The sequence below is a fragment of the Arthrobacter sp. K5 genome, assembly GCF_040448525.1.
Lineage (GTDB): Bacteria > Actinomycetota > Actinomycetes > Actinomycetales > Micrococcaceae > Arthrobacter > Arthrobacter globiformis.
Genome location: NZ_CP159279.1, coordinates 4,541,623 through 4,556,292, shown reverse-complemented (window position 1 = coordinate 4,556,292; position 14,670 = coordinate 4,541,623). Strand labels below are relative to the sequence as shown.

The window sequence follows — 14,670 nt, the reverse complement described above, 5'->3', positions numbered from 1 at the left end:
TCCTCTGGGGTCTTCGCGGGACTTCTCTGTCCTTTGCTTTCCCAATAGTGACCCAGATCTCCCGCCGTCTATATGTGAGATATCCCAGAAGTTCCGGCGATAGCTTGTGATAACTTCCAGCTATGAACGTTGACATCACAGGCCTGACCGAGGGCGATCTTCAAGGCGCCGTTGTACGGCTGACGGACTGCCTCCAGCTGATGCAGGCCGATCTGGTGCACGCCAACCCGACGCCGGAAAACCTCGGCCATCCCGTCTCCGACGTCCTGATGTACGACCCTTTGGACGAATGGACAAGCGTCGATAACCGCATCATCCTGGCCGTCGGCCTGACCTGTGGCTCAGCAGATTTCGACCAGCTGATGCACCGGGCTTCCAACAGCAATGCTGCCGCGGTGATCGTCAAGGCTCACGGGGCATCGATGGAACAGCTCCGGTCCGCCGCGGACCAGCACAGCCTGGCCGTCCTCGTCGCACCCGGCAACGTGGACTGGACCCGCCTGGTGACACTTGCCAGGGCAGCAGTCATGGGGGCGGCGGCCGATTCCGTCTCCGGCGTCCGGCTCGGGGACCTTTATGCGTTCGCCAATGCCGCGGCGTCGCTGACCAACGGCGCAGCCAGCATCGTCGATCCGCTCGGACGAATACTCGGTTACTCCACGCTGCCGGGCCAGCCGGTCGACGAGCTGCGCCGCATTACAACCCTCTCCCTGCAGGAGGTCCGGCCGCCGGCCTTCGATGCGGATTTCAAGACCGTGTACGCGTCGGCGGGCGCGGTGCTGATCCCCGGGGCGGACGAGGAAATGGCCAGGCTCGCCCTCGCCGTGAGGGCCGGCGGGGAACTGCTCGGCTCGATCTGGATCATCGACCCTGGGGAAGACAAACGCGAGGCTGCGCTGGAGGCCCTCGACAGGATGGCACCCCTGGCCGGCCTGCACATGCTCCATGCCCGCTCGGCTTCGGACTTCGGGGAACGCCGAAACGGGGACTTGATCCGCACCCTCATGGATGATCCCGCCCATGCGTCATTTGCCGCCGCGCAGCTCGGACTCGATGCGGCGCGCGGCCTCGCTGTCGCGGCGTTTTCAATCGTGCGCCCCGAAGCGGGGGACCTCGAAGGGGTTCGTGAGATCCAACGGCTGCTGCACCTGGTGACAACGGTCTGCAACATCCAGTTCAACAGCAGCCATAGCGCCCTCATTGGCTCCGTTGTCTACGCCCTTCTGCCCTGCGAAGGATCCACACCGAGGGATGGGCATCGCCGCGCGATCCACGAGATCAGCGCCTACGCACCCACGATCAGTTCCTACCCGCTCATCGCCACTGTGGGCGGCATCGCCCCTAAAGTGGAGGACCTCCCGGAGTCCCGATCCGAAGCGCTGCAAACACTGCACTATCTGCTGCAATCACAACCAGCGAACCCGGGCTCCAAAGGCGGACCCTCCGCCGCCGCCGGGCTGTTCGAGGACTATCGCGTCCCGCTGAGTCTCCTGAAGGTCGGTGCCTTCATCGCAGAAACAGGACTGTCCGACATCGATGACATCACCCGGATCGAGGCCCACGACGCCGAACAGCAGACCGACTATCTGGATACCCTGCGGGCGTACCTGGCTTCGAACGGAACCATTTCAGCCATGGCGGAACGCCTCCACGTGCATAACAACACCGTCCGCTACCGGGTCGCACGCCTCACCAAGGAATTTGACCTCGACCTCGATGACCCACAAAAGCGGCTCTGGCTCTGGCTGCGCCTCACGACCATGGACCTCGGCAGCGAGGCCGGGCACAGCCCCGGCCACTAGAAAGTTGCACTTTTTTGCAGTTAGTGCAAAACTTTACTCGGTGAACGAAAGTGCAACTATTGTCGGCGGTCTCCGCGAGCGCAAACGGGCGGCCACGCGGGCGGTGATCACCGCCGTCGCCCGTTCCCTGACCTCCGAGCGCGGCCTCAGCGGCTACACCGTGGAGGACGTGTGCGAACAGGCGGGTATCTCCCGCCGGACCTTCTTCAACTACTTCCCCACCAAGGAAGACGCCATCCTCGGCCACGTCGACGACGAGCTGCCCCATGACCTCTTCGAGGAGTTCCTCCGCGGCGGACACGGTTCCCCGAAGGGAGAGATCTCCGCCAGCCTGCTGCAGGACCTCGTTCAGCTGTCGCTGAGCCTGTCAGAGCGGATGAGCAGCTCCGAGGAGGAAACCCGGCAGCTGATCGGCGTCATCAAGAAGGAACCTCAGCTGATGCTCAAAATCATCGGCGCCACGGAGGAGCGCGAAGCCCACTTCGCCCGGCTCCTTGCCGAGCGCGAAGGCGTGCCGGCGGACCACCCCGTGGTGCGGATGGCCGTGGTGGTCATGGGCAACATCGCCCGGCATACCAGCATGGCCTACTTCTCCGAAGGCAACACCCGCACGTACCGCGAGCTTCTCCTCGAAAACTTCGAGGCCGCAAGGCTCCTGCTCTCCCAGCCCTATTCCCGCCCCCGCAACCCCTCCGCAGAAGGACAGTCATGAGCACCGCCGTCAGTTCCAAGGCCGCAGCCGGACCGCTGCTGCTGACCCAGAAACGCATCTGGATCATCTTCTCCGCGCTGATCGCCGGCATGCTGCTCTCCAGCCTCGACCAGACCATCGTCTCCACGGCCATGCCCACCATCGTCGGCAAGCTGGGCGGCGTCGAGCACCAGGCCTGGATCACCACTGCCTACCTCCTCGCCACTACAATCGTGATGCCCATCTACGGCAAGTTCGGTGACGTCCTGGGCCGCCGCAACCTGTTCCTCGTAGCCATCGCGCTGTTCACGCTTGCCTCGGTGGGCTGCGCCTTCGCCACGGACTTCTGGGGCTTCGTGATCTTCCGCGCCGTCCAGGGCCTGGGCGGCGGCGGTCTGATGATCCTCTCGCAGGCCATCATCGCGGACATTGTTCCCGCCAAGGAACGCGGCAAGTACATGGGACCCCTGGGCGCAATCTTCGGCCTCTCGGCCGTGGCCGGCCCGCTGCTGGGCGGCTTCTTCGTTGACCACCTCACCTGGGAGTGGGCCTTCTACATCAATATTCCCGTCGGCATCGCCGCCTTCACCATCGCCTGGTTCACCCTCACGCTTCCGAACAAGAAGCCCGAAAAGCGGATCGACATCTTGGGCGTCCTGTTCCTCTCCATCGCCACCACATGCCTGATCTTCTTCACGGACTTTGGCGGCAAGAAGGACGAGGGCTGGGATTCTCCCCTGACCTGGGCCTTCGGAGCCGGCCTGGTCCTCGCCGCCGCGGCGTTCGTCGCCGTCGAGCGCCGGGCGGAAGACCCCATCATCCCGCTGAGCCTCTTCCGGAACCGGATCTTCGTGAACTCCACCGCCATCGGCTTCACCCTGGGCCTGGGCATGTTCGCCGCCATCGCCTTCGTACCCACATTCCTGCAGATGTCGTCGGGCACCTCCGCCGCCGAGTCCGGGCTCCTCATGCTCCCGATGATGGCGGGCCTGATGGGAACGTCGATCTACTCCGGCATCCGGATTTCCAAGACCGGCAAGTACAAGATGTTCCCGATTCTGGGCGCCAGCCTGACCATCGCCGCCATGCTGTGGTTCACCACGCTCTCGGCCGAGACGCCCATCTGGGTCATCTGCGTCCAGCTGTTCCTGTTCGGATCCGGCCTCGGCCTGATCATGCAGGTCATCGTCCTTGTGGTGCAGAATTCCGTTTCCGCGGACCAGATCGGCACGGCCACCAGCACCAACAACTACTTCCGCGAAGTGGGGGCTGCGCTGGGCGTCGCGGTGTTCGGCTCCATCTTCACCAACCGGCTGGCGGAGTCCCTCACAAATGCGTTTACCGGTGCCGGAGCATCGGCCGGCCAAGCCTCGCAGTCCACCAGGACGCTGGATCCGCAGACCCTCGGCCAGCTTCCGGAGCAGCTCCGCGACGCGATCGTCAACGCCTACGCCGATTCCCTCGCACCCGTGTTCTGGTACCTCGTCCCGTTCATCGCCGTCGCACTGGTCCTGGCCATCACGCTGAAGCAGATCCCGCTCTCGGACACCGCCGGAATGGTGGCCCGCGGCGAGGCGGTGGGCGGCCAGGAGGCCGAACGTCTCGAAGCCGCCCTCCGCGAGGCCGCCGTTCGCGAACGGGCCATGCCCGAACCGACAGTGCCCGATGCTGACGGTGTAAAGAACGACGACGGCGAGCTGGCCGGGCAGCGCCGCTGACGATTCGCCGGACCACTGAGCGCGAACTGGCAGTTGGTGCCCTCGAACCAGGGATTTGAGGGCATTATCTGCCAGTTCGCGCTGTGGGTTGGGGTGCCAGTCAGGCGGGCAGCAGGACCATCGCCGCGGCTGCTCCAGCCAGCATGAACGGCCCAAACGGAATGGCCGACTTGAGAGTCCCGCGGCGCAGGGCCAGCAGGCCTATGCTCCAGAGGCCGCCCAGCAGGAACGCGGCGAACGTCCCTGCGAAAACATGCGGCCAGCCGAGGTAGCCCAGGTACAACCCGAGGACACCGGCGAGTTTCACGTCCCCGAACCCCATGCCGGGCGGGTAGACCAGCCGCAGCACGAAGTAGAAGAGCCACAGCACCGCTCCCCCGGCCGCTATCCTCAGCGCCGGCACGCCGAAAAGGCGGGCAGCGCCGTCGGGCAGTCCTGACGGGTCCGCCGCCGCGAGCGTCAGCACCGCTCCCAGAAGCAGCACCCCGGCAATGCCATAGGAGGGAAAGACAATCCGGTTCGGCAGAAGGTGGTGCCGGACGTCGATGACCGTGAGCCGCACCGCCATCACCGCGAAGTAGGCGCACGCCGCCAGCAGCAGCCAGAATGCCGGCGGTGCCGCTTCCCAGAGTTCGGCAAGTCGTTGGATCACTCTCGGATGCTACTGGATTCGCCCCGCCTGCCGCTGGGGGCCGCGCGTAAACTGTGGATATGGGGACCTGGGACGCCAAACACCGGCAGGAACACGGCGGCGGTGCGACGCCCGCTTCGGCCGCTTCCTTTCGCAATCTGTGCCGCTCGTCCCCGTGGAAATGGCAGTCGCTGCGCTTCGAATACGCCGAATTTCCAGGCAGCGGCGTTCCCGGTGGCGGCACTCCTGGCAGTGACATTGTCCGCGCCTGGCTGCGCCGTCCCGGCGCCCTCCGCCTGGAGTCCGGCGACGGCACCTTGCTCGGCAGCACCACCGGCATCAACGACTCCCGCGACGGCCTGTACATCAGCGCCACCCGGAAGTCGTGGCTTCTTCCTGCACATCTGGTGACGCCGGTCTACGACGACGTCGGGCTGGTGCGGCGCCGTCCGGAAGCCGCGTACGGCGAACCCTCGTTCGGAAACGGCCGGTTCGCTGCTGCACTGGATCCGGTGGAACTGGCGGGCAATGCCCCGGTACCGCTGGAGTTCCCCAACGCGAACGCCGTCGAAGTGCTGGAGCCGGTTCAGGAGGTGGCGCACGAAGGCCGCCCCGCACTGGAGACCGTAGTCTCACCGAACCCCGGGTACCGGCCGCTGGATGCGGCAGCACCCCTCTGCGGCCCCGGCCGGACAAGGATCCGCATCGATGCCGGGACCGGAGTGTGTGTGGTTGCCGCGCCGCTCGACGTCGGGGGTCAGGTTCCAGGGCACCGCATCCGGATCCTGGCCGTGGACGAGTACATGCTGGATGATCTTTTCGTGGCCGAGCCGATGAACCTCACCGATGTGCGCGAGCATATCCAGTGGCCGCTGCGGCCCAACCCGGCCTAAGGGACCACCCGGAATGCGGGGGTCTGCGCAGGCTTTTCCCAACCTGCCGGCCGCAGACTCGTGGCATGTCAACCACGGCTCCCGGCGTATCGGCACCACCTGACACGGTCACCGGCAGGACCGGTACGCGGCGCCGCAGAAAGTTGCTGCTGATACCGCTCTCCCTGCTCTGCGCCCTGGGACTCGTGCTGGGATATCTCTTTCTCACCGCCAAGCCGGAGGCCAGCACTCCGCTGGGGGCCAGTGCAGTGATCCCCGGCGGAACGGCCCGGGTCAACGGCATCATCCCGCTGGAAAAAGACGGCTGGCTTCCGCCCGAACGCGTCCAGGTGCTGGACGAGGGACCGTCCGCCGGGACGCACCGGGTGCGGATACTGGTGCAGTTCACCGCTCTGGAAGGTGAAGGCGTCGCAGTGGATGCGTCGCAGTTCACGGTGACGGGGCTGGGTGCCAGCAGCCTCCGTCCGCTGTGGACGTCACCTGGGGAGACACAGCTCCCGCAAGGCGATTCAGTCGACGCCACCATGGTGTTCGAGCTTCCCAACCAGGCGATTGCCCTGGTCCTGGACGGGCCCGGCAACACCCGGCTGTCGCTGGGGCTGTCTCACCACACCAGCTGACAGCGGCGGACTGGAATGCAGCCTCCCTGTGCGTCTCCCGCTCGCCCGGTTACGAACTGAACGGCGTGACCGCGTTCCTCCTAGGGGTCACCGCTGGTTGAACCTCGCTGGTTGAGCCTGCCGAAACCAAGACTCGGTTTCGACAGGCACAACCAGCGGCAACGGGCTCAACAAGCGGTAATTACGCCCCTTCGAGCAGGTCCGTGACGAGCGCCGCGATGGGCGAGCGTTCTGACCGGGTGAGGGTGATGTGGCCGAAGAGCGGGTGGCCCTTCAGGGTTTCGACGACGGCTGCGATGCCGTCATGCCGGCCCACCCGGAGGTTATCGCGCTGGGCAACGTCGTGGGTGAGGACGATCTTCGAGTTCTGCCCGATCCGGCTCATGACGGTCAGCAAAACGTTCTTTTCGAGGGACTGGGCCTCGTCCACGATCACGAAGGCATCGTGGAGGGAGCGTCCGCGGATGTGGGTCAGCGGCATGACCTCCAGCATGCCGCGGTCCATGACTTCCTCCACCACTTCCTGGCTCACGAGAGCGCCCAATGTGTCGAACACCGCCTGCGCCCAGGGGTTCATCTTTTCCGCTTCCGAGCCCGGCAGGTAACCGAGCTCCTGGCCGCCCACAGCGAAAAGCGGGCGAAAGACGATCACCTTGCGGTGCTCGCGGCGCTCCAGCACCGCCTCGAGGCCGGCACACAGGGCAAGCGCGGACTTACCGGTGCCCGCACGGCCGCCCATGGACACGATGCCCACCGAGGGGTCCATCAGCAGGTCGATGGCGAGCCGCTGCTCCGCGGAGCGCCCGTGGAGGCCGAAAATGTCGCGGTCCCCCTTCACCAGGCGGACCTGCTTATCGGCGCCGACGCGGCCCAGGGCCGAGCCCCGGCTGGAGAGCACCACGAGGCCGGTGTTGACCGGCATCTCGGCGGCCGCCGGGATAAAGACCGGCTCGTGGCCGTACAGCGTGGAGATTTCCTCGTCGCTCGCATCGATCTCAGCAACGCCGGTCCACCCGGAATCCTTGACGAGCTCGTTGCGGTATTCATCGGCCAGCAGGCCCATGGCCGAAGCCTTGACCCGCATGGGGAGGTCCTTGGACACCACGGTGACGTTGCGTCCCTCGTTGGAGAGGTTCTTGGCGACGGCGAGGATGCGGCTGTCGTTGTCCCCGGCGCGGAATCCGGCCGGCAGGACTTCGGCCGAGATGTGGTTCATCTCGATCATGAGCGTACCGCCGGCGTCGCCCAGCGGGATGGGCCGGTTCAGCCCCCCGTGCTGGATGCGAAGGTCATCAAGGAGCCGGAGCGCCTTCCGTGCAAAGTAGCCGAGTTCGGGGTCATGCCGCTTCCCTTCAAGTTCGGTGATCACCACGATCGGCACAATGACTTCGTGCTCCGCGAAGCGCAGCAGGGCGCGGGGGTCGGAGAGCAGCACGGAGGTGTCGATGACGAACGTGGAGACTGATGGCTGGGATTCAGTCTGTGGGCCGGAAACAGCAAGACCGGCTGCGGCGTCTTTCGTGTCCGCACCGGTCTTTGAATTGGCTCGCTTGGCGCGAGAGGTAGCCTTCTCACCCTTGTCCGTGATGACGTCGGGCAGTTGTTCAGAAATAGCCACATCGACTCCAGCCCCGGGGCACATGCCCGGAATTGTTAGTGGTGAGGCGGATTGGCCACGAGGCCGGATCCGGCCTCCCATACAGCCGGTGCGAAAAATCGCTCCATGTACTGGCCTCCCCGATCAGCCGGCGGTTTGCCTGCTGATGGGTTTAACGTAAATCGCCCCGAACTAATTTCCAACGTCTTCTTCCGGCGATTCCTGTTGCCGGTGTGTGAATTCGGGGTGAACGGCGGCGGCCTGAAAGGGCCAACAGACGCCGAAAAGGCTTAGGAGCCGAAGCGGCGCTGCCTGCCGGCGTAGTCGCGCAGGGCGCGAAGGAAGTCCACCTTCCGGAAGGCCGGCCACAGTGCCTCGCAGAAGTAAAACTCGCTGTAGGCGCTCTGCCACATCAGGAAGCCGGAGAGCCGCTGCTCGCCGGAGGTCCTGATCACGAGGTCCGGATCGGGCTGGCCGCGGGTGTACAGAAAGCGGGAGATGTCCTCCACGCTCAGGGAGTCGGCGAGTTCGCTGATGTCCGCCTTGTGCGCCACGGCGTCGTGCAGCAGCTCGCGCACCGCGTCCACGATTTCGCGCCGGCCGCCATAGCCGACCGCTACGTTCACGTGGAGTTTCTCGCGCACCGGCGTCCTGGCCGTGAGCTTGGTCAGCCGGTCCGCCAAGTAGTCCGGGAGCAGCTCCGGGGCGCCCATGGCGTGGACCGATATGTCGGCGTCCTCGTCGAGCCGGTCCAGCGTGTTGGCAATGATGCCCATGAGCAGGTCAAGCTCCTCGCCGGAACGGCTCATGTTGTCCGTGGAGAGCATGTACAGGGTGACCACCCGGACGCCCAGCTCCTGGCACCAACCGAGGAACTCATGGATCTTGTCCGCGCCGGCCTGGTGGCCCTGGCTGGTCGGGGCATTAAACTGCCGGGCCCAGCGCCGGTTCCCGTCCACCATGACACCGATGTGCCGGGGGATCCGTTCCGGCTCCAGCGAGCGCAGAAGCTTGCGCTCATAGAAGCCATAGAGGAACCCGGGCCATTCCATCCGGAGACTCACCTGACTTCCTGCTGTACGACTTTTGTGCAAGTCCTAGGCTACCGCCCGGAGGCGGCGGCCGCGTGCAGGCGGCCGCCGGAAGCCCCCTCGACGGAGCCAGCAGAACCCGTCAGACGGGACGTTACCCGTGGGTAACTTACTGAGCCGTAGGTTATTCTGGATGACATGAAAAGCAACGCCCCGGACGGCGGACCGGAGCCTTCGAGGGCAGAGCCCACCGCCATGGATGACGCCGCCGCACGCATCGCCGAGCTGCTGACGATCAAGCCGAAGTGGCGGGGATGGATCCACACGGTCACCGCGCCGCTCGCCCTGATTGCCGGGATTGCCCTGGTTGCCGTGGCTCCCACCCCCGACCGCAAAATAACGTCGGCCATCTACGCCCTCACCGGTGTCCTGCTGTTTGGCATCAGCGCGGTGTACCACCGCGGCAACTGGTCCCCCGGCGTCAAGCGAGTCCTCAAACGGCTGGACCACACCAACATCATGCTGGTGATTGCCGGCAGCTACACGCCCCTGGCGTGGAGCCTGCTGGACAGGCCGACGGCGGTGTTCCTGCTCTGGCTCATCTGGTCCGCCGCGATCCTGGGCGTGCTGTTCCGGCTCCTCTGGACCGACGCACCCCGCTGGCTGTACGTGCCCATCTACATCGGCCTCGGCTGCGGCTCCCTGTTCTACCTTCCCGCCTTTTTCGCGGCGAGCGTCCCGGCGGCCCTGCTCATCTGCGTCGGCGGGGCCCTCTACATTGCCGGGGCCGTGTTCTACGCGCTCAAGAAGCCCAACATCAGCTACCGCCATTTCGGCTTCCACGAACTGTTCCACGCCTTCACGGTGCTGGCCTTCGCCGCCCACTTCGCGGCCATCCTCATTGCAGTGCTGAGCTGACGCGTTCCAGCGCCTCCTCCACGGTCGCCACGGGCCGGTCGCACACCATGCCGCGGCAGACGTAGACGAGGGGCGTGCCGCCGGGCCCGGCCGGCCGCTGCCGCAGCAGCGGCACTCCGGCCGGCTTCCCGCCGTCGTCCGTCCCGGCGTCCCCTGCCGCCACCACCAGCCCCGGGCTCGGGGACAGCAGCAGCGCGCGGTGGAGGGCGTCCCGTTCGGGACCGGCAGGCCCGACGACGGCGGCCTCCAGCGGCCCCGCCAGCGCGGCCTGCGCCGTGGCCAGCAGCCAGCCCGCCACGCGCGGTGCACGCGTTGCGAGCGGGGGCACCAGGGCCAGGATGCTGCCGGCCATGATCCGGTGTTTCGCCGAGCCGGACAGGGCGGCATAGCCCAGCAGGGCCCCGGCAAAGGCAGCCACGCCGCTGGGCGTGGCGTCGTCAAAGGGGTCCAGCCCCGGTTTTCCGCCCTGGGCCCTGACCACCTGCTCCGACTCCCCGGCGTTATCGGCGAGCCTCCCGGCGTCCACGAACCGGGTGCACGCCGCATGGATCAGCGCCTCGGCCAGCGTGTACCAGCGTGGATCGCCGGTGGCCGAATACAGCGACAGGAAGCCGTCCGCACAAAACGCATAGTCCTCCAGCAGGCCGCCGATCCCGCGTGCTGCGCCGCCATGCGACACGCGGACCAGCTCCCCTGTAGCTGGCTCGCCCGTATCCGGCTGCCCCGTTTCCGCCCGCCAGTGGACCCGTTCCAGATAGCCGGCGATCCGGCCGGCTGCCGCCACAAGGTCCGGGCGGCCCAAAACTGCCCCGGCCTCCGCGAGCGCAGCCACGGCGAGTCCGTTCCAGCCCGCCACCACTTTCTCGTCCCGCCCGGGCTGCGGCCGGCGTGCCCTGGTTTCCTGAAGGCGGGGCCTCACCCGCGACCAGAGCTGAGCCTCGTCACCGTCCAGCGCCCGTCCCGGGTGCAGCGGCGAGCCGAGCTCGGAGACGGTTCCCCGGGTGCCGACGTTCATCATCCAGGCGACGGCCGCGGCGTCCTCCGCGCCGAGCACCCGCTCCAGCTCATCCTGGGTCCAGAGATAGCTCGCCCCTTCGTGGTGTTCCCCGTCCACCACGGAGTCGGCGTCCAGCGAGGACGCCAGTCCCCCGTCCGGCAGCCCGAGTGCGGAGAGGAGCCAGTCGGCGGTCCGCGACGCGATGTCCGTGGCCTCGGCTGCCGGGAACCCGGCCGTTCCGCCGAGCCTGATCCAGTGCACGTAGACGCGCAGCAGCTGGGCGTTGTCGTACAGCATCTTCTCGAAGTGCGGGACGGACCAGTCGCGCGTCACCGAATACCGGGCGAAACCGCCGTCGAGCTGGTCGAAGAGAGCCGAGCGGGCCATGGCCGCGAGGGTGCGCCCGGCCATGTCCCTGGCCTTTCCGGCAGTCTCCGAGGGGACCGCGGCGTGCCGGACCAGGAACTCCAGAACGGCCGACGGCGGGAACTTGGGGGCGGTGCCGAACCCGCCGTCGTCGGGGTCTTCAGACTCGGCCAGGGAGCGCACGGCGGCAGGCAGCAAACCGGCGTCGAGCAGTTCCGGCGGGCGGGACACGTCCACAGCCGCCGCGAGCTGCACCTGGCCCATGTTCTCTGCGAGGGAGCGGGCATTGTCCTCCACGGCGTCACGGCGTTCGGTCCAGGCCTCATGCACGGCCTCCAGGACCTGGCGGAAGGAGGGACGGCCGGGCATGGGCCGTGGCGGGAAGTAGGTGCCGGCGTGGAAGGCCAGGCCCTCGGGGGTCAGGAAGACGGACATGGGCCAGCCGCCCTCGCCGCTGATGGCCTGCGTGGCGCCCATGTAGACGGTGTCGACGTCAGGGCGCTCCTCCCGGTCCACCTTGACGGCGACGAAATGGCTGTTCAGGTAGTCGGCGGTGGCTTGGTCCTCGAAGGATTCGCGGGCCATGACGTGGCACCAGTGGCAGGCGGCGTAGCCGATGGACAGGAACACGGGGACGTCCCGGGACGCGGCCCGCGCAAAGGCGGCGTCGCCGAACGGCTGCCAGTGCACCGGGTTGCCGGCGTGCTGGCGCAGGTAGGCAGAGGGTTCCGCGCCGAGGGCATTGCGCTCCCCCGGCCCGGGCTGCCCCGATCGGGGATCAGGTGTCGGTGCGGCCTGCATTGCCGTTGGCGGCATCGTCGCGGGCTATGTCAGCCGCCTCGGCGGCAGCCTGGCGTTCTTCCTCCACCTGGGCGCGGTACCGCACGCGGCGGATGCGGCGCACCATGTCCACGATCAGCAGCGCGGTGAGCACCACAATGAAGGCGGTCAGCAGGAATCCCAGCAGGCCGGGGGTGACCTGGTCCTGGGACAGGCCGGGGCGCAGCGACGGCGAGGGTGCCGGGGACGATGCCAGGGCGATGAGCAAATGGTGCACTGTTCAAACCTTCTCAAGGCTGGGGCCGCCGTGCGCCGCAGGGGCTAACGTCCGGCCCGTTGGTACGCGCGCGGCCGCGGCCGATCCGGCCGCCGCACGTTCTTCCACGGGGGATTTTCTACACTGTATTTCTACAAGGGATAGAAAATGTCTCTTGTCTCTATCTTAGCCCCGCGAAGAGGTCCTTTTCCGGCAGCTCAGAGGCCACCTTGGATCGGATCAGCGTGTAGTCCTCCCACGGCCAGACCCGTGCCTGCATCTCCGCCGACACGGCGAAGAAGAAGCCCAGCGGGTCCACCTGGGTGCGGTGGGCCCGGAGGGCGTTGTCACGGGCCTCGAAGAAGTCGCCGCAGTCCACCTGGGTGGTGGTTTCGTGCGTGGGCGGCGGCGGCGTGTGCCCTTCGGCGTCGGCCTCGAGCCAGGCGGCAAGGCGCTGGGCATAGGGCGACTGGAGCCCGGCCTCCTCCAGCGCAAAGTGCAGGGCCCGGAAGCGTTCCGGGCTGAAGGCGCGGTCGTAGTAGAGCTTGCTCGGCTCCCAGGCCTCGCCGGTGCCCGGATACCGCGCAGGGTCGCCGGCGGCGTCGAAGGCCTCCACCGCAACCCGGTGGGCCATGATGTGGTCCGGATGCGGGTAGCCGCCGTTTTCGTCATAGCTGACGATGACGTGCGGCTTGAAGTCCCGGACCAGTCGAACCAGGGGGGCCGCTGCCCGTTCCAGGGGCTGCAGCGCGAAGCACCCGGCCGGCAGCGGCGGGAGCGGATCACCCTCGGGCAGCCCGGAGTCCACGAAGCCCAGCCAGCGCTGCCGGATGCCCAACAGCCGGGCGGCCTCGTTCATTTCGAGCCGGCGGGCTCCTGCCATGTCGCGCTTCGGATGGGGCTCGGCCTCCATGGCGGGGTTCTGGATGTCGCCGCGCGAGCCGTCCGTGCAGGTCGCGACCATAACGTCCACACCGGCCGCGGCATACATGGCCATGGTGGCTGCGCCCTTGCTGGACTCGTCATCCGGGTGGGCGTGGACTGCCAGCAGGCGAAGCGCGGACGACTGGCTGGTGGACGCTGTCATCTGGGACTGCTCCTCTTTCTCCTGGGACTGACTGCAATGCTGGCTCCGGATATTTCCCCGGGTGATCGCCACTAAACTGGAAGGGTGACTACCGAGGACAAGTCGGGCATTGCCGAGCCTGCAGACATTAGCCTAGCCAATCGCTATGGCCGTCCAAAGCGCAGGCTGTCCCGAAAGGCCAGGCGCTGGGCGGTCATCGTTGCCCTGGCTATCGGGATGGGCTTTCTGGCCTGGGTCTCCACGTCCAACGCCACGGCGTCGGTGACCTTCAAGGACATCGGCTACCGGACCACGGATGCCACGCAGGCCGAGGTGGACTTCCAGGTGACGAGGGAACCCGGCACGGCCGTCAAGTGCGCCATCAAGGCGCTCGATTCCAAGTTCGCAGTCGTCGGCTGGAAGGTGGTCGACATTCCGCCGGCGGATCAGGAGGCGCAGGGCCAGAGTGCCGACGGCGGGCGGACCCTCGCCCAGCGCGTTGTCCTTCGCACCGAGTCGCAGGCCGTCTCGGGCGTCGTGGACAACTGCTGGATTCCGAAGCCCGCGGCTTCGTAGGGCCAGCAGCAGAAGAAGGTATGTGACCCACGCCGCTTGCTTGTTGGGTTTACTCCACAGGATTGACTACAATGGATCAATACCTTTACCCCGCTGAGATGGTTACTGAGTTCCACAGGTGGCCACCGTGGCGGGGTCTTTGTTTGTAAGACCGCTTGTACACCCACTAGAGGAGAAGTCCGTGTCTACCACTAACAGCGCGCCTGCAGCTTGGCTTACCCAGGAAGCTTTTGACCGCCTGAAGGCAGAGCTGGACCACCTTTCCGGCCCCGGCCGTGCGGAAATCGTCCAGAAGATCGACGCTGCCCGTCAGGAGGGCGACCTCAAGGAGAACGGCGGTTACCACGCTGCGAAGGAAGAGCAGGGCAAGATCGAGGCCCGCATCCGCCAGCTGACCGTCCTGCTCCGCGACGCTCATGTCGGCGAAGCACCGGCCGACGACGGAATCGTTGAGCCCGGCATGATCGTCGTCGCCCGCATCGCCGGTGACGAGGAGACCTTCCTGCTCGGCTCCCGTGAAATCGCCGGCGACTCCGACCTGGACGTTTTCAGCGAGAAGTCCCCGCTCGGTGCCGCGATCATGGGCCACAAGGAGGGCGACAAGCTCAGCTACACCGCCCCCAACGGCAAGGACATCCCGGTGGAGATCCTCTCCGCCAAGCCTTACTCGGGCTAACACCGCAGCCGTCCGCGGTCACAGCAAACGCACGACGCCGGCCTCCCCCACT

Annotated in this window: 14 protein-coding genes; 8 read left to right on the top strand and 6 right to left on the bottom strand. The window is 66.7% G+C overall.

Translation table 11 applies throughout. The annotated features are described in order from the left end of the window. Positions 1–122 precede the first annotated feature (122 nt). The 3 genes from ABRP34_RS20785 to ABRP34_RS20775 are packed head-to-tail and all read left to right on the top strand — an operon-like array spanning position 123 to position 4,211. A complete protein-coding gene (locus ABRP34_RS20785; protein WP_353711625.1) occupies positions 123–1,802 on the top strand; it encodes a helix-turn-helix domain-containing protein in 1,680 nt (559 codons plus the stop codon). Between the two features lie 40 nt (positions 1,803–1,842). Beyond that, entirely contained in the window at positions 1,843–2,514 is a 672-nt protein-coding gene (locus ABRP34_RS20780) for a TetR family transcriptional regulator (protein ID WP_353711624.1), read from the top strand. Next, positions 2,511–4,211 carry an MDR family MFS transporter gene (locus ABRP34_RS20775; RefSeq protein ID WP_353711623.1) on the top strand — a complete coding sequence of 567 codons (1,701 nt, stop codon included), beginning with the start codon at positions 2,511–2,513 and terminating at the stop codon, positions 4,209–4,211. Before ABRP34_RS20780 ends, ABRP34_RS20775 begins: the two co-directional genes overlap by 4 nt. A 100-nt stretch (positions 4,212–4,311) precedes the next feature. On the opposite strand, the gene ABRP34_RS20770 is transcribed toward ABRP34_RS20775, so the two are convergent. Beyond that, positions 4,312–4,863, bottom strand: coding sequence for an A24 family peptidase (locus ABRP34_RS20770; RefSeq protein ID WP_003798005.1), 552 nt, complete (start codon positions 4,861–4,863; stop codon positions 4,312–4,314). Between the two features lie 59 nt (positions 4,864–4,922). On the opposite strand from ABRP34_RS20770, the gene ABRP34_RS20765 reads away from it, so the two are divergent. Both ABRP34_RS20765 and ABRP34_RS20760 read left to right on the top strand, forming a co-directional pair. Next, positions 4,923–5,735, top strand: a complete 813-nt coding sequence (locus tag ABRP34_RS20765) for a hypothetical protein (RefSeq protein ID WP_353711622.1) — start codon at positions 4,923–4,925, stop codon at positions 5,733–5,735. A 65-nt stretch (positions 5,736–5,800) separates the two neighbouring features. Next, positions 5,801–6,355: a hypothetical protein gene (locus tag ABRP34_RS20760; RefSeq protein WP_353711621.1), complete on the top strand. Its 555-nt coding sequence runs from the start codon at positions 5,801–5,803 to the stop codon at positions 6,353–6,355. Positions 6,356–6,536: 181 nt separating this feature from the next. Here ABRP34_RS20760 and ABRP34_RS20755 read toward each other — a convergent pair whose 3' ends face one another. Continuing rightward, positions 6,537–7,973, bottom strand: a complete 1,437-nt coding sequence (locus ABRP34_RS20755) for a PhoH family protein (RefSeq protein ID WP_353711620.1) — start codon at positions 7,971–7,973, stop codon at positions 6,537–6,539. A gap of 269 nt (positions 7,974–8,242) precedes the next feature. After that, positions 8,243–9,004 carry an isoprenyl transferase gene (locus ABRP34_RS20750; protein ID WP_043417634.1) on the bottom strand — a complete coding sequence of 254 codons (762 nt, stop codon included), beginning with the start codon at positions 9,002–9,004 and terminating at the stop codon, positions 8,243–8,245. 234 nt (positions 9,005–9,238) lie between these two features. On the opposite strand from ABRP34_RS20750, the gene ABRP34_RS20745 reads away from it, so the two are divergent. Continuing rightward, positions 9,239–9,901: a hemolysin III family protein gene (locus ABRP34_RS20745; protein ID WP_175304937.1), complete on the top strand. Its 663-nt coding sequence runs from the start codon at positions 9,239–9,241 to the stop codon at positions 9,899–9,901. Here ABRP34_RS20745 and ABRP34_RS20740 read toward each other — a convergent pair. The 3 genes from ABRP34_RS20740 to mca form a co-directional block, all read right to left on the bottom strand. Then, a complete protein-coding gene (locus tag ABRP34_RS20740) occupies positions 9,882–12,065 on the bottom strand; it encodes a thioredoxin domain-containing protein (protein ID WP_353711619.1) in 2,184 nt (727 codons plus the stop codon). The two genes, ABRP34_RS20745 and ABRP34_RS20740, sit on opposite strands and share 20 nt — an antisense overlap. Beyond that, positions 12,043–12,321 (bottom strand): hypothetical protein, encoded by a 279-nt coding sequence (locus tag ABRP34_RS20735; protein WP_003798018.1) that lies wholly within the window; start codon positions 12,319–12,321, stop codon positions 12,043–12,045. The genes ABRP34_RS20740 and ABRP34_RS20735 overlap by 23 nt, the downstream gene beginning before the upstream one ends. Positions 12,322–12,481: 160 nt before the next feature. Further along, positions 12,482–13,387, bottom strand: coding sequence for a mycothiol conjugate amidase Mca (gene mca / locus ABRP34_RS20730; protein WP_353711618.1), 906 nt, complete (start codon positions 13,385–13,387; stop codon positions 12,482–12,484). An 84-nt stretch (positions 13,388–13,471) separates the two neighbouring features. Between mca and ABRP34_RS20725 the strand changes: the two genes are divergently transcribed. Beyond that, a complete protein-coding gene (locus ABRP34_RS20725; protein WP_353711617.1) occupies positions 13,472–13,942 on the top strand; it encodes a DUF4307 domain-containing protein in 471 nt (156 codons plus the stop codon). Positions 13,943–14,123: 181 nt separating this feature from the next. Further along, positions 14,124–14,618 (top strand): transcription elongation factor GreA, encoded by a 495-nt coding sequence (gene greA / locus ABRP34_RS20720; RefSeq protein ID WP_003798024.1) that lies wholly within the window; start codon positions 14,124–14,126, stop codon positions 14,616–14,618. Positions 14,619–14,670: the final 52 nt, after the last annotated feature.